The organism is Streptomyces sp. CBMA291, assembly GCF_014596525.1.
Lineage (GTDB): Bacteria > Actinomycetota > Actinomycetes > Streptomycetales > Streptomycetaceae > Streptomyces.
Genome location: NZ_MSJP01000053.1, coordinates 106,243 through 121,857, shown reverse-complemented (window position 1 = coordinate 121,857; position 15,615 = coordinate 106,243). Strand labels below are relative to the sequence as shown.

The following is a 15,615-nucleotide window of genomic DNA, read 5'->3' as shown; positions in this document are numbered from 1 at the left end:
AAGGCGGTGCGCGGGTGAGCTCGGGAGGTCTGGAGCTGCCCCCAGGCGACGAGGGGCACGACGGAGGACCGGCCGGACCCGCGGAGTCCACGCCCGGCACGGCCGCACCGCCGGGCGTACCCCCCGGCACGGTCACCGTCACCCGGCCCGTGGAGATCGGGGCCGAACTCGACTGGGGCGCCGAGGCGTGGAGCGAGGTCCGCACCCGCGCCCAGCGCGCCGGACGCGCCTACATCTGGCTCAACCTGGTCGAACAGCGGCTCCGCGCCGTCGTCGCCGCCGTCCTGCGGCCCGTGTACGAGCCCGTGCACGGCGAGGAATGGGTGGTCGCCGCAGCGGGCCCGGCCGGTCAGGAATGGGTCCAGCGGGCCGTCGCCGTCCGCGAGGTCTCCCGCCGCAAGGGCTACCTCCTCGACCCCGCCGACGACAACGTCCTCAGCTTCCTCACCCTGCCCCAGCTGCGCGAACTCATGGTCCAGCACTGGCCCTGCTTCGAGCCCTACTTCGACGACCGGCGCGAAGTGGAACTCGCCCTCGACGAACTGGAGGTCACCCGGAACGTCGTCTCCCGCAACCGGGCCCTCTCGCTCACCGTCCTCGCCCAGTCCGAACGGGCCTCCGCCCGCATCCTGGAGATCCTCGGCAGCGGCGCCCCGGTGCCCTCCGCCGACCGGCTCCCCGTGGACGCCGTCGAAGACCTCGTCGGCGACCGCTACGCCGACGTCGTCTCCGTCCACCCCGACCGCGTCCGGCTCCAGCGGCAGCTCCCCGCAGAGGACCTCTTCGGCGGCGCCCGCCGCCTCGACGCCACCGGCATAGGCCTGAACCTGCTCGTCCAGAACTTCTCCGGCCGCCGCATGGTCCGGCTCGCCGAGTCCGGCTGCCGGATCCGGCTCCTCTTCCTCAACCCCGCCAGCAGCGCGGTCAAGCGCCGCGAACGGGAACTGGGCCTGAAGAAGGGCGAACTCAGCCGCTCGGTCGAGATGAACATCCTCCACATGCGCCGGGTCCGCTCCAAGCTCCGCGACCCCGGCGCCTTCCAGATCCACGTCTTCGACGAGACCCCCCGCTTCACCGCCTACCTGGTGGACGGCGACGGACCGGACGGCGTCGGCGTCGTCCAGTCCTATCTGCGCCGGGCCCGGGGCATGGAGGCACCCGTCCTCGTCCTGCGCGGCGGCGGCCGGAGCGTGGTGCGGCACGGCCAGGGCGCACGTGACGCGGACCACGGACTCTTCGAGACGTACCGGGAGGAATTCGAATCCATCTGGCTCGACTCCCGGCCGGTCTCCTGAGCCCTCGCCGGGGGCTCCCGAAGGCGTTGTCAGTGGCACGTGCGAGGGTGGTCGACACCACGGGGGAGATCACGCAAGGAGGACCCGATGGCCTGGCACGACGAGACGCTGGTCGGCTTCGACCTGGAGACGACCGGTACCGAACCGCTGGAGGCACGCATCGTGACCGCCTCGATCGTCGAGGTCGACGGCGGGGGGGACATCGTCCACCGGCGGGACTGGCTCGCCGACCCGGGCATCCGCATCCCCGAACAGGCCTCGGCCATCCACGGCATCAGCACCGAGCGCGCCGCCGCCGAGGGCCGGCCGGTCGCCGAGGTCGCCGACGAGATAGCCGCGGCCCTCTGCGCGTACTGGGAGGACGGCGTCCCGGTCGTGGCGTACAACGCCTCCTTCGACCTGACGCTGCTCGCCGCCGAGCTGCGCCGCCACGGACTGCCCTCGCTGAGCGAGCGGCTCGGCGGCATCCCCGTCGGACCCGTCGTCGACCCGTACACCATCGACCGGGCCGTCGACCGCTACCGGCGCGGCAAGCGGACCCTGGAAGCGGTCTGCGGGGAGTACGGGGTGGTTCTCGAAGCCGCCCACCAGGCCGCGGCCGACGCGCTCGCCGCCGTCCGCGTCGCCGTCGCGATAGCCGGACGGCACCGCGAGGTCGCCGCACTCGACCCGGCCGAACTCCACGAGCGCCAGATTGGCTGGTACCGCGCCTGGGCCGAGAACTTCCAGGACTTCCTGCGACGCAAGGGCGACACGGAAGCCGTCGTCGACCCCGTGTGGCCCCTGCGCGCACCGGCCTCCGTCACCGTCTGAAGGCCCCGGGAGCACCCGGGGCCCGGCGGGGGGACCCGGACGGGGCGGGACCGCCCTCAGTGCTCCTTGAGGAAGGAGAGCAGCAGTTCGTTGAGCCGTTCCGGACGCTCCAGCGGGAACCAGTGACCGGCGCCCTCGACCCGCTCGTAACGCCAGGGACCGGAGACGTACTCCCCGGTGTCCGCCATCGAGCGCTCGGTCAGGAAACGGTCGCCGTCCGACCAGACGCCCATCACCGGCACGCTCTCCGCCAGCGGGTGCAGCTCCACCTCGCCGAACTGGATCTCCGGCGTGAGACCCGTGCGGTACACGTTCAGCGCGGAGGTCAGCGCGCCCGGCGCCCGCAGCGGCTCGATCACCGCCTCCGCCTCCGGGTGCTCCGCCAGCATCTCCCGCAGCTGCGCGAAGTCGTCCCGGGACAGCCACTCCTCGGAGAGCCCCGCCAGCTGGAACAGCAGCGTGTACCAGGACAGCTGCCGCTGCCCCCAGCCCGCCGCCCGGTAGGCACCCAGATGCCCCACGGACAGCAGGCTCAGACTGCGCACCCGCTCCGGCAGAGCCTGGGCGATGCCCTGCACGATGCCCGAGCCCCAGTCGTGGCCCACCAGGTGCACCCGGTCGAGCCCCAGCTTCGCCAGCAGTTCCAGCAGATCCCCGGCGTGCTTGGCCGGGTGGTACGCCTCCGGGCCGCCCTCCGGACGCGACGAGGCCCCGAAACCGCGCAGCGTGGGGGCGACGGTGGTGAATCCGGCCGCGTTCAGCGCCGGGATCTGATGACGCCAGAGCAGACGGCTGTCGGGAAAGCCGTGCACCAGCAGGACCGCCGGACCCTCCCCGCTCACCTCGACGTCAAGGGTCACCTCGGACAGTTCCACGTTCATCCCCAACACCCCGCTCGCTAGGACCTGTCAGTCGGGGATCATGATGTCAGAACGGGTACCAGCGCACCTCGGAATCGCCGCTGCGCAGCGAGGCCACCCGCCGCTCGAACTCGGCCAGCGCCTTCGGGTTCACCGGCGCGTGCTGCGCCACCCACGCACAGCTCGCGGTCTCCCGCGCCCCCCGCAGCACCGCGCACCCCTCCCACTCCCTGACATCCCAGCCGTACGCCTCCGTGAAGGCGTCGTACGCGGCGGGGTCCAGACCGTAGCGGTCCCGGGAGAGCGCGAGCACCACCAGATCGTGCTCGCGCAGATCCGAGGAGAAGGTCTCCAGGTCCACCAGGACCGGACCGTCCGGACCGACGTGCACATTCCGGGGGAGGGCGTCGCCGTGGATCGGGCCCGGCGCCAGACGCGGGGCGAGCGCCGCCGCCGCCGGGGCGAAGGAGTCGCGCCGCTCCCGCAGGAACGCCGCGTCCGCCGGGTCGATCGCGTCCCCCGCGAGCCGCAGCCACCGCTCGACCCCGCCCAGCAGCTCCCGCCGGGGCAGCGTGAAGCCCGTCGGCTCCGGCAGCGCGTGCACCCGCTTGAGCAGCGGTGCCAGATCGCGCGGTTCGCTGGGGCGCACGGCGTCGGGCAGCCGGTGCCAGAGGGTGACCGGGTGGCCCTCCACCCGGCGCGGCGCCGGCTCGGCCGCCCGTACGGTGGGGAAGTCCGCCTCGGCGAGCCAGCCGGCGAGCGCGAGCTCCCGCTCGGCACGCTCGAACACCTCGGCGTCCCGGCCCACCTTCACGACGAGTTCCCCCACGGTGAAGACCACGTTCTCACCGAGGGCGAGCAGCCGCGCCTCCGCGACCGGCAGCCCCGCCCCGGCCAGGATCTCCCGCGCCCGCGCCTCGTCCATCGACCTCTCCTTCATCCGTGCGATGGGCCGAATTCTCCCACCCGTGCCGACCGCCCCGACCCCCGCCCACCCGCTATCGACGCAAATGAAAGGGTTCGCGAGCGGTTCATCATTACGAAGGATTGTTGAATAAATCACAGATGGGTGAAGAGTCTTTCCGTGGCTCCCCTGATCGGACAGTGTTCGAACCGGTCACCGCGCCGCCCCCCACGAGGCGCGGTGGCCGACCTAGGGTGATCCCATGACGCAGACATACGCACTCCTGCTCCGCGGCATCAATGTGAGCGGACGCCGCAAGGTCCCCATGGCGGAGCTGCGGACCTGCCTCGAAGAGCTGGGCCACCGACACGTCCGCACCTATTTGCAGAGCGGGAACGCGGTCTTCACCACCGACTCCACCGCCTCCGAGGAGGCGCTCGCCACCGCGATCGAGGACGCGATCGAAGCCCGGTTCGGCTTCCGCGTCGACTGCCTCGTCCGCGACGGCGCCTATCTGGCGGCGGTGGCCGAAGCCTGCCCCTTCCCCGCCGAGACGCTGGAAGGAAAGCAGCTCCACGCCATCTACCTCTCCGGAGCCGCCGACCCCGAGCGCTTCGCCGGGATCGACCGGGAGGCGTACCTCCCCGAGGACTTCGCGCTCGGCGACCGGGTCCTCTATCTCCATGTCCCCGGCGGTCTGGGCACCTCCAGGCTGGCCGACGCGATCTCCCGCCCCTCGACGGCCAGGGGAATGGTGGCCACGGCACGAAACTGGAACACCGTCCGCAAGCTGGTGGAGATGACCCACGAGGACTGACGGGAAAGAGGAGGAGGGGCGAAGTGGCCCACTCCCGGCGCACTGGAATGGCCCAAAGGAGCGGGCCGGTCGCTGGCTAGATTCGACGTATGACGACCACCGAGAGCGCCGCACCGACCGCGACCGCCGCCACCTCCCGTACCGCCGTCGACTTCTACTTCGACCCCGCCTGCCCCTTCGCCTGGATCACCTCGCGCTGGATCCTGGAGGTCGAGCGGCACCGGGACATCGACCTCCGCTTCAAGGTCATGAGCCTCTGGCTGCACAACGAGGGCAACACCCTGCCCGACTGGTACCGGAGACTCGTCGACGCCTCCATCGGCCCGGTCCGGGTCGCCGTGGCCGCCGCCGAACGGCACGGCGAGGACGTCCTGCGCCCCCTCTACACCGCGTACGGCACCCGTATCCACGAGGGGAAGCGGGACGACCTCGACGCCGTCGTCGCCGAGTCGCTCGCCGAACTCGGCCTCCCCGCCGAACTCGCCGAGGCCGCCCACGACCCGGCGTACGACGAGGCCGTCCGCCGCAGCCACGACGCGGGCAAGGAGACGGAGAGCGACGCCTACGTCGGCACCCCCACGATTCACGTCGACGGCACGGTCTGGTTCGGACCGGTCCTTCGGGCCGTCCCGCGCGGCGAGGAGGCCGCCGAACTCTTCGACGGCTTCCGCGTCCTGGCGAACCACCCCGACCTCTTCGAACTCAAGCGGACCCGCACCGGGAGCCTGGACTTCAGCTGACGTCCGTGCGTCGCGGAGCCGTCGATCCGGCCCCGGTTCGTGGCGAGTGGCTGAGGCGGGCGCCGCGCTGAGAGCATGGGGCGGTGAACTCAAGCCTCCCTGCCGGATGGACGATCGAGCGCGTACGGGCTCTCTCCGGAGACCCGGGTGCCGTGCTGATCTCCGTCGACCGGCCCGTGGTCGTCGAGGACCTCGTCCAGGGCGACCACACCACGCTCCGGCCCCATGCGATCCTCGCGTTCCACGGGTTCTGCCTCGTGGAGGACTCCGGCGACTGGTTCATGGGCGAGCTGAACCACGACGGTTCGGTCTTCTGCTGGGCTTCCTACGGGCCCGACCTCGCCGAGGCCATCCGGGGGCTGTGAGCGGACCCCGGGGCCCGGCGGACGGCACACCGGACGATACGGGGTCCCAGACCGGGTGCGGCCCCGGACGGGCGGGGCCTCAGGCCGTGCGGGCCGCCACCGGTTGACGGGCCGTCCGCGCCCCGTCGTACCGGTCGAGGAGCAGCCGGGCCAGCTCGGGGGAGGGCCCGAGGACGCCCGCGAGGACGTCCGCGTCCGCCGCGCCCGCCGCGATGCGGTCCGGGAGCCGGCCGGGGGCGATCACATACGGGGCGACCGCCACCCGGCCGACACCAGGCTCCGTACGCAGGGCCGCGACGGCCTCCTCCGTACGGGGAAGAGATGCGGAGGCGAACGCGGGCCGCACGGAGCACCAACCGGTGCGCCGCAGCTCCCGCGCCGTTTCTGCGATCACCGCGATCGCCTCCGGGTCGGTGGAGCCCGCCGAGGCCAGGACGACCCCGGTGGTGCTCTTGTCGCCGGGCGTGAGCCCGGCCTCGTACAACCGCCGCTCCACCGCCGCGACGAGCAGCGGTGAGGGTCCCAGGACCTCCGCCTGCCGGACGTCCAGCGAGGCGGGGGCCTGCCGCAGGACGGCGGGTATGTCGGCCTTCGCGTGGAAGGCCCGGGTCAGCAGCAGCGGCAGCGCCACCACGTCCCGTACCCCGTCGGCCGCGAGCCGGTCCAGCACTCCCGGCACCGACGGCAGGTTGAAGTCGAGGAACGCCGTCTCCGCCCGCAGTCCGGGCCGCAGCGAGGCGGCCCGGCGCACCAGCGCGAGGACGGTCTCCGCGTGCCGGGGGTCGCGGCTGCCGTGGGCGACCACGAGGAGGACGGGACGGTTCATGGCGTTCGGCTCACTTCACCAGGAGACCGCGGCTGCGGAGCACCCAGCGTTCGAGCGGGCTGAAGATCAGCAGGTCGATCGCGATGCCGACGATCAGGATGAGCAGGATCGCCATGAACACGCCGGGCAGGTCGATGTTGTTGCGCCCGTTCTCCAGGAGCTGGCCGAGACCGAGGCCCAGATCGGGGGAGGATGCGATGATCTCGGCGGCCATCAGGGAACGCCAGGAGAACGCCCAGCCCTGCTTGAGCCCCGCCAGATAGCCGGGCAGCGCGGCCGGCAGGACCACGTGCCAGGTGCCCTTGAGGCCGGTGGCGCCCAGGGTGCGGCCGGCCCGCAGGAAGAGCGGCGGCACCTGGTCGACTCCGGAGACCAGTCCGTTGGCGATGGAGGGGACCGCGCCGAGCAGGATCACGGTGTACATCATCGCGTCGTTCAGGCCGAACCAGAGCACGGCAGGCGGCACCCAGGCCACCGAGGGCAGCGACTGGAGACCGGACAGGATCGGTCCGATGGCGGCGCGTACGAACTTCACCCGGGCCACCAGGAGACCCAGCGGGGTGCCGATGGCGAGGGCGAGCAGGAAGCCCGCCAGACCCCGCGACACGCTGGTCCAGATGACTTCGAGCAGGGTGCCCTGGAGCCACATGTCGGCCAGACCGTCCCACACCGCGGACGGCGCGGGCAGCTTGGTCTCCTCGGTGATCTTCGCCGAGACGAGGATCTGCCAGACGGCGACGACGAGGACGACGGCCAGGGTCGGCGGGAGGATCTTCTTGACGAGGACCTCGCGGACCGGGGTGCGGCGGATCTCGACCGCGTCCAGCGCGTCGAGTCCGGCCTCCAGACCCGCGAGGTCGTCCGGCTTGGCCGTCGCGGCGGTGTCAGTGCTGGCCATGGCGGCGGATCTCCCCACGCAGGTGTTCAGTGATCTCAAGGGACAGCTCGGCCACGTCCGAGTCCTCGATGCGGCGCGGCTGCGGGATGTCCACGGTCCACTCCTTGGCCACCCGGCCGGGCCGGGAGGAGAGCAGCACCACGCGCTGCGCGAGACGCACGGCCTCGCGCACATTGTGGGTGACGAACAGGACGGAGAGGTTCGTCTCCTCCCAGACCCGGGTGAGTTCGCCGTGCAGGACGTCCCGGGTGATGGCGTCGAGCGCGGCGAACGGCTCGTCCATCAGCAGGAGTTGGCTGTCCTGGGCGAGAGCGCGGGCCAGTGCGACGCGCTGCCGCATGCCGCCGGACAGCTCGTGCACCCGCTTGCCGTGCGAGCCGCCGAGCCGGACGAGGTCGAGCAGCCGCTCCGCCTCCTGCTTGCGCTCGGCGCGGGCCACCCCCCGCAGCCGGAGGGCGAGTTCGATGTTCTTGCCCGCCGTCAGCCACGGGAAGAGGGCGTGCTCCTGGAACATCAGAGCGGGCCGGCCGCCCGGGGTCGCGATGGCGCCCTGGGTCGGCAGGTCCAGTCCGGCGACCAGGTTCAGCAGCGTGGACTTGCCACACCCCGAGGCCCCCAGGATGGTGACGAACTCGCCGGGCGCGACGTCCAGACTGACGTCGTCCAGGACGAGTTGGGTACCGGCCGGGCCGGTGAAGGACTTCGAGACGTGCTCGATCCGGGCGGCGTGCGGCTGCTCCGCTACGGTGCCGTCGGCAGCCTTGGCGAACGTCGTGGCCATGGTCGTCACCTCCTGGGGGTTACGGAATCTCGGACTCGTCGCGGTTACTTGACGCCGAGACCGGCGTCGGAGACCTCGGGCTTGCCCGCGGCCTTCAGCACCTTGTTCAGGAGCTTCAGGTCGTAGATGCCGGCCAGGTCGGGCTGCTTGATGAGCTGGGCCTTGACCGCCCACTCGGACTGCGTCCTCAACGTCGCCGCCAGCGGGTCGTCGGTGATCGCGATGCTCGGCCACGCCGGGTCGATGACCTTGTCGGCGAGCGGCTTGCCGCCGAGGGACTTCAGCGCCGCGTTGGCCGAGCCCTTCGCCTTGTCCGGGTTGGCGTTGATCCACTCGTTGGTCTTCACCGTGCCCTTCAGCACGGCCTCGACCACGTCCGGGTGCTCGCTGAGGAACTTCTGCGACACGATCACGTTCGTGATCACGAACTTCTTGTCGGGCCACAGACTGGTCTCGTCGAGAAGGACGGATCCGCCCTCGGCCACCAGCTTGGACGCGGTCGGCTCGGGCACCCAAGCACCGTCGATGGAGCCGGACTTGAAGGCGTCCGGGGTGACCTTGTTGTCCGTGCGGACGACGGAGACGTCACCCTTGCCGGACTCGGGGTCGACCTTCCAGCCCTTCTCCGCTATCCAGTTGAGCAGCGCGACGTCCTGCGTGTTGCCCTTCTGGGGGGTGGCGATCCGCTTGCCCTTGATGTCGTCCAGGGTCTTGATCTTCGCCGGGTTCACCACCAGCTTCACGCCGCCGGAGGCGGAGCCGGAGATGATCCGCAGGTTGCTGCCCTTGGACTTGACGTAGGCGTTGATCGAGGGCGAGGGGCCGATGAAGCCGATGTCGAGCGAGCCGCCGTTGAGCGCCTCGATCTCGGACGGGCCCGCGTTGAAGGTCTGCGGCTTGAGGACCGTACCGCCCAGTTCCTTCTGGATCAGACCGTCCTGGACGCCGATCAGCGCGGTGGCGTGGGTCAGGTTCGGGAAGTAGCCGAGCCGGACCTCCGGGGCGGAGAGCTTCTTCGCGTCGGCCGCGACCGGGGCCTTCTGGTCGGCGGGCTTGTCCTTCGCCGCCTCGGAGCCGTAGCCGCAGGAGGCGAGGGCGCCGACCAGCAGGGGCAGCGCGGCGGCGGCGACGACGCCCCGGCGCGCGATGTTACGGGTGGTGCGGGAGTTTCCTTGGGCAGACACGGGAGGCTTTCCTCTCGACACGTGGTCTCACGACGCACGTCTTCGGCGATGGAGCAAGGGCGGGTACGGCTCGTGGGGGGTGCGGGCGCGCGAGCGGTGCGCGTACGTCACCGCGCACATCGCCCCACGCCGCCCTGGCCGCTGCCGAGGGTGCCGCTGCCCACGCGGCCCCCCTCCTTCGCGAAGGTCGAGTAGATGTCGGAAAGCATGGTCTAGAAGTCCCACCCTTCTTCGTCCGCGGTGTCCGCGGCCTCGGCGACGGCCTTGTTGGTGGCGAAGGACTCGCCCGCCATCCCGGCGGCGAGGGTGGTGCCGTCGGCGGGGTCGATGAGCAGGAAGGAGCCGGTGCGGCGCGAGTCGACGTAGGCGTCGAGCGCGAGCGGCTCTGCGGTACGGACCCTGACCCGGCCGATGTCGTTGGCGACCAGCTGCCCCGGGTTCGGGTGCTGGGACAGGTCGTCCAGGGTCAGCCGCGAGGGGATCTCCTTGACGATCGCCTTGACCGTACGGGTGGTGTGCTTGAGCAGCACCCGCTGGCCCACGGCGAGGGCCTGGTCCGCCACGTGGCAGACGGTCGCCTCGATGTCCTGCGTGGTCGTCGGGGCGTCACCGCTCGGGGCGAGCAGGTCGCCGCGCGAGATGTCGATGTCGTCGGCGAGCCGGATCGTGACCGACTGGGGGGCCCAGGCGATGTCCACGGGCTCGCCGAGCGCGTCGATCCCGGTGATCGTGGAGGTCTTCCCCGAGGGCAGGACGGTGATCTGCTCGCCGACCCGGAAGGCACCGGCCGCGACCTGACCGGCGTAACCCCGGTAGTCGGGGTGCTCGGCGGTCTGCGGGCGGATCACGTACTGCACGGGGAAGCGCGCGTGGCAGTCCGTCAGGTCGTGGCTGACCGGGACGGTCTCCAGGTGCTCCAGGACCGTCGGGCCGCCGTACCAGTCCATGTGCGCCGAAGGCTCCACCACGTTGTCGCCGGCGAGCGCGGAGATCGGGATCGCGGTGATCTCCGGGACGCCCAGCTCGGAGGCGTAGGTGGTGAACTCGGCGGCGATCGCGGCGAAGACGGACTCCTGGTAGTCGACCAGGTCCATCTTGTTCACGGCCAGGACCACGTGCGGGACGCGCAGCAGCGCGGCGACGGCCGCGTGGCGGCGGGTCTGCTCCACGACGCCGTTGCGGGCGTCGACGAGGACCACGGCGAGTTCGGCGGTGGAGGCGCCGGTCACCATGTTCCGGGTGTACTGCACGTGCCCGGGGGTGTCGGCGAGGATGAACCGGCGGCGGGGCGTGGCGAAGTAGCGGTAGGCCACGTCGATGGTGATGCCCTGCTCGCGCTCGGCCCGCAGACCGTCGGTGAGGAGCGCCAGGTCGGGCGCCTCCTGACCGCGGGAGCGGGAGGCGTGCTCGACGGCCTCCAGCTGGTCGGCCAGGACCGACTTGGAGTCGTGGAGAAGCCGTCCCACCAGGGTCGACTTGCCGTCGTCGACGGAGCCGGCGGTGGCGAAACGCAGCAGGGTGGTGGCCGCCAGCTGGTCGGAGAACAGCTCGGTGGACGTGCTCATTAGAAGTACCCTTCGCGCTTGCGGTCTTCCATCGCGGCCTCGGACATCTTGTCGTCGGCGCGGGTCGCGCCCCGTTCGGTGAGCCGGGAGGCGGCGATCTCGGTGATCACGTCGTCGAGCGTGACGGCGGCGGAGTCCACCGCGCCGGTGCAGGACATGTCGCCCACGGTGCGGTAGCGGACGAGACGGGTCTCGACCGTCTCCGACTCCTTCGGGCCGCCCCAGTCGCCGGCCGTCAGCCACATCCCGTTCCGGGCGAACACCTCGCGCTCGTGCGCGAAGTAGATCTCCGGGAGGTCGATCTCCTCCCGCTGGATGTACTGCCAGACGTCCAGCTCGGTCCAGTTGGAGAGCGGGAAGACCCGGACGTGCTCGCCGGGGGCGTGCCGGCCGTTGTAGAGCTGCCACAGCTCGGGGCGCTGGCGGCGCGGGTCCCACTGGGAGAACTCGTCCCGGAGCGAGAACACCCGCTCCTTCGCCCGCGCCTTCTCCTCGTCGCGCCGCCCGCCGCCGAAGACGGCGTCGAAGCGGTGCTCCTGGATCGCCTCGGTCAGCGGGACGGTCTGGAGGGGGTTGCGGGTGCCGTCGGGGCGCTCGCGGAGCTTCCCGGCGTCGATGTACTCCTGTACGGAGGCGACGTGCAGCCGCAGCCCGTGCCGGGCGACGACCCGGTCGCGGTACTCCAGGACCTCGGGGAAGTTGTGCCCGGTGTCCACGTGCAGCAGCGAGAAGGGGACCGCCGCGGGGGCGAACGCCTTCAGCGCCAGGTGCAGCATGACGATGGAGTCCTTGCCGCCGGAGAAAAGGATCACCGGCCGCTCGAACTCGCCCGCCACCTCACGGAAGATGTGCACGGCCTCCGACTCCAGGGAGTCGAGGTGAGACAGCGCGAACGGGGTGTCCGTCGCGTCGTGGGCTTGGGCAACGGTGGTCACAGCAGACCCCTCTCGGTGAGCAGCGCGTGGAGCTGCGCCGCGGACTCCTGCACGGTCTGGTTCTGGGACTCGATCCGCAGATCGGGCGTCTGTGGCGCCTCGTAGGGGTCGTCGACACCGGTGAGGCCGCTGATCTCGCCCGCGGCCTGCTTGGCGTAGAGACCCTTCACGTCGCGGACCGAGCACACCTCCACCGGGGTCGCCACATGCACCTCGACGAAGGCGGTGCCCTCGGCCTGATGGCGCTTGCGGACGGCCTCGCGGCTGTCGGCGTACGGGGCGATGACGGGCACGAGGACCTGGACGCCCTGCGAGGCGAGCAGTTCGGCGACGAAGCCGATGCGCTGGACGTTGGTGTGGCGGTCCTCGCGGCTGAAGCCGAGGCCGGCCGAGAGGAACTCGCGGATCTCGTCGCCGTCGAGGACCTCGACGCGGTGGCCCTCCTCGCGGAGCCGGCCCGCCAGCTCGTACGCGATGGTGGTCTTCCCGGCGCTCGGCAGGCCGGTGAGCCAGATGGTGGCGCCCGTCACGTGCTTCTCCTGAATTTCCTGAGTGTCCGTCATCCGTGCAGCCCGCATTCCGTCTTGGCCCGTCCCGCCCAGCGTCCGGCGCGGGCGTCCTCGCCCTCCAGGACGCGGCGGGTGCAGGGGGCGCAGCCGACGGAGGGGTACCCGTCCATGAGGAGCGGGTTGGTGAGGACACCGTGCTCGGTGACGTACGCGTCGACGTCGTCCTGCGTCCAGCGGGCGATGGGGGAGACCTTGACCTTCCGCCGCTTCTCGTCCCAGCCGACGACCGGGGTGTTCGCCCGGGTGGGGGACTCGTCGCGGCGCAGACCCGTCGCCCACGCGCGGTAGCGGGTCAGACCCTCTTCGAGGGGCTTGACCTTGCGCAGCGCGCAGCACAGGTCGGGGTCGCGGTCGTGCAGCTTCGGGCCGTACTCGGCGTCCTGCTCGGCCACGGTCTGACGCGGGGTCAGGGTGATGACGCGGACGTCCATGACGGCGTCCACGGCGTCGCGGGTGCCGATGGTCTCCTCGAAGTGGTAGCCGGTGTCGAGGAAGACGACGTCCACGCCGGGCCGGACGCGGGAGGCGAGGTGGGCGACGACCGCGTCCTCCATGGAGGAGGTGACGCAGAAGTCCTCGCCGAAGGTGTCCACGGCCCACCGGATGATCTCCAGCGGGGAGGCGTCCTCCAGGTCGCGGCCCGCCTGCTCGGCGAGCGCCTTGAGTTCGTCCGTCGTGGCGTCCTGGGCGATCGTCATATCTCTTCCCTTCCAGGGGTGTTGCTCGAAGTACCCGGGGCGAGCAGCCCCAGGAACTTCAACTGGAAGGCTCGGCTGCACGCGGCGCATTCCCAGGCGCCGTGACCCTGCTCGCCCGGACGCAGGTCCTCGTCGCCGCAGTAGGGGCAGTGGAACGGGGCGGCACGCTCGCTCACGAGAGGGCCTCCTCCGACGCGCGGGAGGCCCAGACGGCGAAGCGCTCGCCGTTCTCGCGCTCCGACTGGAAGCGCTTGAGCAGCCGCTCCACGTAGTCCGGAAGCTCGGTGGCGGTGACCTTGAGGCCGCGGACCTTGCGGCCGAACCCGGCCTCAAGGCCGAGCGCGCCGCCGAGGTGCACCTGGTAGCCCTCGACCCGGTTGCCCTGGTCGTCCAGGACGAGCTGGCCCTTGAGGCCGATGTCCGCGACCTGGATGCGGGCGCAGGCGTTCGGGCAGCCGTTGATGTTGATGGTCAGCGGCTCGTCGAAGTCCGGTACGCGGCGCTCCAGTTCGTCGATGAGCGAGGAGCCGCGCCCCTTGGTCTCGACGATGGCGAGCTTGCAGAACTCGATGCCGGTGCAGGCCATCGTGCCGCGCCGGAACGGCGAGGGGGAGACCCGCAGGTCCAGCGCCTCAAGGGCGGCGACGATCGAGTCGACCTGCGCCTCCTCGACGTCGAGGACGAGCATCTTCTGCTCGGTGGTGGTGCGGACCCGGCCGGAGCCGTGGCTCTCGGCGATGGCGGCGATCTTCGTCAGGGTGGTGCCGTCGACCCGGCCGACGCGCGGCGCGAAGCCGACGTAGAACTTGCCGTCCCGCTGCCGGTGGACGCCGACGTGGTCGCGCCAGCGGCCGGCGGGGTCCTCGGGTGCGGGGCCGTCGGTCAGCTTGCGGCCCAGGTACTCGTCCTCCAGGACCTGACGGAACTTCTCCGGGCCCCAGTCGGCGACGAGGAACTTCAGCCGGGCGCGGTTGCGCAGGCGGCGGTAGCCGTGGTCGCGGAAGATCGAGATGACGCCCTCGTGGACGTCGGCGACCTCGTCGAGCGAGACCCAAGTGCCAAGCCGGACACCGAGCTTGGGGTTGGTCGAGAGACCGCCGCCGACCCAGACGTCGAAGCCGGGGCCGTGCTCGGGGTGGTGGACGCCGACGAAGGCGATGTCGTTGATCTCGTGCGCCACGTCGAGCAGCGGCGAGCCGGAGATCGCGGTCTTGAACTTGCGGGGCAGGTTGGAGTAGTCCGGGTTGCCGACGATCCGGCGGTAGATCTCCTCGACGGCGGGGGTGCCGTCGATGATCTCGTCGGCCGCGATGCCGGCCACGGGCGAGCCGAGGATGGTACGCGGGGTGTCGCCGCAGGCCTCGGTGGTGGACAGGCCGACCGCTTCCAGACGGTTCCAGATCTCGGGGACGTCCTCGATGCGGATCCAGTGGTACTGGACGTTCTGACGGTCCGTGATGTCGGCGGTGCCCCGGGCGAATTCCTCCGAGATCTCGCCGATGACCCGCAGCTGCTCGGTGGTCAGTCGGCCGCCGTCGATGCGGACCCGGAGCATGAAGTACTCGTCGTCCAGCTCTTCCGGCTCCAGGACGCCCGTCTTGGTGCCGTCCAGACCCTGCTTGCGCTGGGTGTAGAGGCCCCACCAACGCATGCGTCCGCGCAGGTCGTTGGGGTCGATGGAGTCGAAGCCGCGCTTCGAGTAGACCGTCTCAATACGTGTCCGCACATTGAGACCGTCGTCGTCCTTCTTGAACTGCTCATTGCCGTTCAGCGGGGTGAAGTGCCCCGCGGCCCACTGACCCTCGCCACGGTGGCGCCCGGTCTTGCGGCGTGCGGCGGCGGGAGTGGGATTTTCCGGGGTGGCGGCCATGGCGTCTTGTCCTTCGGGACTGCGAGAGGGCGGCTCTGACCTGCACACTCGCGCTCAGGTCAGAGGGTGGCGCGTCAGTGCGCAGCAGGGTGGGGCAGAGTCGGGCAGAGTAAAGAAATCGCGGCGGTGCTGGTTCTCTCAGCGCGCCGGACAGATGGCGCTGGACATGCGGCCGAGGTCGACGTGCCGCCGACTCACCAAGGCAATTCCAGTTCCAGACATGACGGAAGCGTGTCACGGGAGTTTGGACTCAGTCCAGCATCGTCCAAGATGCGGACGTAGTCGTCTCGCTTGATGAGACCGTGTGCCCTGGGTCACGCGAAAGGGGCCCTGATCAGGGCCCCTTCACCGGTCTGCGATGGTCCGTACCGCGCGGCCTTCCGCGCGAGGCCCGAGCCCGCTCCCGGACCGCCACCGGGACCCGCCGCCGGAACGGTCCGTCCGCCGGGCCGGACCCGCCGCCGGACCGGCCCCGTCCGGCGGCGGGAAGCGCGG

General features: G+C 71.1%; 18 protein-coding genes. 5 read left to right on the top strand and 13 right to left on the bottom strand.

The window, feature by feature from the left end:
- The first annotated feature begins 14 nt into the window (after positions 1 to 14).
- Positions 15 to 1,295 (top strand): SAV2148 family HEPN domain-containing protein, encoded by a 1,281-nt coding sequence (locus BU197_RS14355; RefSeq protein WP_188268657.1) that lies wholly within the window; start codon positions 15 to 17, stop codon positions 1,293 to 1,295.
- 87 nt (positions 1,296 to 1,382) lie between these two features.
- On the top strand, positions 1,383 to 2,108 hold the full coding sequence (locus BU197_RS14350) for a 3'-5' exonuclease (protein ID WP_188268656.1): 726 nt from the start codon (positions 1,383 to 1,385) through the stop codon (positions 2,106 to 2,108).
- 56 nt (positions 2,109 to 2,164) lie between these two features.
- Here BU197_RS14350 and BU197_RS14345 read toward each other — a convergent pair whose 3' ends face one another.
- Together BU197_RS14345 and BU197_RS14340 are read right to left on the bottom strand one after the other, a co-directional pair.
- Positions 2,165 to 2,989 carry an alpha/beta fold hydrolase gene (locus BU197_RS14345; protein ID WP_188268655.1) on the bottom strand — a complete coding sequence of 275 codons (825 nt, stop codon included), beginning with the start codon at positions 2,987 to 2,989 and terminating at the stop codon, positions 2,165 to 2,167.
- A 46-nt stretch (positions 2,990 to 3,035) separates the two neighbouring features.
- Positions 3,036 to 3,893, bottom strand: a complete 858-nt coding sequence (locus BU197_RS14340; RefSeq protein ID WP_188268654.1) for a phosphotransferase enzyme family protein — start codon at positions 3,891 to 3,893, stop codon at positions 3,036 to 3,038.
- Positions 3,894 to 4,134: 241 nt separating this feature from the next.
- Between BU197_RS14340 and BU197_RS14335 the strand changes: the two genes are divergently transcribed.
- From BU197_RS14335 to BU197_RS14325, 3 genes are all read left to right on the top strand, one after another.
- Complete coding sequence (locus tag BU197_RS14335) at positions 4,135 to 4,689, top strand: DUF1697 domain-containing protein (protein WP_188268653.1); 555 nt, start codon at positions 4,135 to 4,137, stop codon at positions 4,687 to 4,689.
- Positions 4,690 to 4,778: 89 nt separating this feature from the next.
- Positions 4,779 to 5,429 carry a DsbA family protein gene (locus tag BU197_RS14330; protein WP_188268652.1) on the top strand — a complete coding sequence of 217 codons (651 nt, stop codon included), beginning with the start codon at positions 4,779 to 4,781 and terminating at the stop codon, positions 5,427 to 5,429.
- An 83-nt stretch (positions 5,430 to 5,512) separates the two neighbouring features.
- Entirely contained in the window at positions 5,513 to 5,794 is a 282-nt protein-coding gene (locus BU197_RS14325; RefSeq protein ID WP_188268651.1) for a hypothetical protein, read from the top strand.
- A gap of 79 nt (positions 5,795 to 5,873) precedes the next feature.
- On the opposite strand, the gene BU197_RS14320 is transcribed toward BU197_RS14325, so the two are convergent.
- From BU197_RS14320 to BU197_RS31330, 11 genes are all read right to left on the bottom strand, one after another.
- On the bottom strand, positions 5,874 to 6,620 hold the full coding sequence (locus BU197_RS14320; RefSeq protein WP_188268650.1) for a sirohydrochlorin chelatase: 747 nt from the start codon (positions 6,618 to 6,620) through the stop codon (positions 5,874 to 5,876).
- A gap of 10 nt (positions 6,621 to 6,630) precedes the next feature.
- Positions 6,631 to 7,518, bottom strand: a complete 888-nt coding sequence (locus BU197_RS14315; protein WP_188268649.1) for an ABC transporter permease — start codon at positions 7,516 to 7,518, stop codon at positions 6,631 to 6,633.
- Positions 7,505 to 8,299 (bottom strand): ABC transporter ATP-binding protein, encoded by a 795-nt coding sequence (locus BU197_RS14310; protein ID WP_188268648.1) that lies wholly within the window; start codon positions 8,297 to 8,299, stop codon positions 7,505 to 7,507. Before BU197_RS14310 ends, BU197_RS14315 begins: the two co-directional genes overlap by 14 nt.
- A gap of 44 nt (positions 8,300 to 8,343) precedes the next feature.
- Positions 8,344 to 9,483 (bottom strand): aliphatic sulfonate ABC transporter substrate-binding protein, encoded by a 1,140-nt coding sequence (locus BU197_RS14305; RefSeq protein ID WP_188268647.1) that lies wholly within the window; start codon positions 9,481 to 9,483, stop codon positions 8,344 to 8,346.
- A gap of 212 nt (positions 9,484 to 9,695) precedes the next feature.
- Positions 9,696 to 11,048: a sulfate adenylyltransferase subunit 1 gene (locus BU197_RS14300; RefSeq protein WP_188268646.1), complete on the bottom strand. Its 1,353-nt coding sequence runs from the start codon at positions 11,046 to 11,048 to the stop codon at positions 9,696 to 9,698.
- Positions 11,048 to 11,983, bottom strand: a complete 936-nt coding sequence (gene cysD, locus BU197_RS14295) for a sulfate adenylyltransferase subunit CysD (protein WP_188268645.1) — start codon at positions 11,981 to 11,983, stop codon at positions 11,048 to 11,050. Before cysD ends, BU197_RS14300 begins: the two co-directional genes overlap by 1 nt.
- Complete coding sequence (gene cysC / locus BU197_RS14290) at positions 11,980 to 12,561, bottom strand: adenylyl-sulfate kinase (protein WP_188268644.1); 582 nt, start codon at positions 12,559 to 12,561, stop codon at positions 11,980 to 11,982. The genes cysD and cysC overlap by 4 nt, the downstream gene beginning before the upstream one ends.
- Positions 12,543 to 13,250 carry a phosphoadenylyl-sulfate reductase gene (locus BU197_RS14285; protein ID WP_188268643.1) on the bottom strand — a complete coding sequence of 236 codons (708 nt, stop codon included), beginning with the start codon at positions 13,248 to 13,250 and terminating at the stop codon, positions 12,543 to 12,545. The genes cysC and BU197_RS14285 overlap by 19 nt, the downstream gene beginning before the upstream one ends.
- The gene (locus BU197_RS14280) at positions 13,247 to 13,426 is read right to left on the bottom strand and encodes a hypothetical protein (RefSeq protein ID WP_188268642.1); all 180 of its coding nucleotides are present in this window, start codon (positions 13,424 to 13,426) and stop codon (positions 13,247 to 13,249) included. Before BU197_RS14280 ends, BU197_RS14285 begins: the two co-directional genes overlap by 4 nt.
- Entirely contained in the window at positions 13,423 to 15,120 is a 1,698-nt protein-coding gene (locus BU197_RS14275) for a nitrite/sulfite reductase (RefSeq protein ID WP_188268641.1), read from the bottom strand. The genes BU197_RS14280 and BU197_RS14275 overlap by 4 nt, the downstream gene beginning before the upstream one ends.
- Positions 15,121 to 15,258: 138 nt before the next feature.
- A complete protein-coding gene (locus BU197_RS31330; protein WP_310591794.1) occupies positions 15,259 to 15,342 on the bottom strand; it encodes a putative leader peptide in 84 nt (27 codons plus the stop codon).
- Positions 15,343 to 15,615: the final 273 nt, after the last annotated feature.

Bases quoted from the DNA above. Each gene is read 5' to 3' on its own strand.
- BU197_RS14340 (WP_188268654.1), bottom strand. From the start codon at position 3,893: ATGGACGAGGCGCGGGCGCGGGAGATCCTGGCCGGGGCGGGGCTGCCG.
- BU197_RS14330 (WP_188268652.1), top strand. From the start codon at position 4,779: ATGACGACCACCGAGAGCGCCGCACCGACCGCGACCGCCGCCACCTCC.
- BU197_RS14315 (WP_188268649.1), bottom strand. From the start codon at position 7,518: ATGGCCAGCACTGACACCGCCGCGACGGCCAAGCCGGACGACCTCGCG.
- BU197_RS14335 (WP_188268653.1), top strand. From the start codon at position 4,135: ATGACGCAGACATACGCACTCCTGCTCCGCGGCATCAATGTGAGCGGA.
- BU197_RS14320 (WP_188268650.1), bottom strand. From the start codon at position 6,620: ATGAACCGTCCCGTCCTCCTCGTGGTCGCCCACGGCAGCCGCGACCCC.
- BU197_RS14310 (WP_188268648.1), bottom strand. From the start codon at position 8,299: ATGGCCACGACGTTCGCCAAGGCTGCCGACGGCACCGTAGCGGAGCAG.
- BU197_RS14345 (WP_188268655.1), bottom strand. From the start codon at position 2,989: ATGAACGTGGAACTGTCCGAGGTGACCCTTGACGTCGAGGTGAGCGGG.
- BU197_RS14300 (WP_188268646.1), bottom strand. From the start codon at position 11,048: ATGAGCACGTCCACCGAGCTGTTCTCCGACCAGCTGGCGGCCACCACC.
- BU197_RS14285 (WP_188268643.1), bottom strand. From the start codon at position 13,250: ATGACGATCGCCCAGGACGCCACGACGGACGAACTCAAGGCGCTCGCC.
- BU197_RS31330 (WP_310591794.1), bottom strand. From the start codon at position 15,342: ATGTCTGGAACTGGAATTGCCTTGGTGAGTCGGCGGCACGTCGACCTC.
- cysC (WP_188268644.1), bottom strand. From the start codon at position 12,561: ATGCGGGCTGCACGGATGACGGACACTCAGGAAATTCAGGAGAAGCAC.
- BU197_RS14275 (WP_188268641.1), bottom strand. From the start codon at position 15,120: ATGGCCGCCACCCCGGAAAATCCCACTCCCGCCGCCGCACGCCGCAAG.
- BU197_RS14350 (WP_188268656.1), top strand. From the start codon at position 1,383: ATGGCCTGGCACGACGAGACGCTGGTCGGCTTCGACCTGGAGACGACC.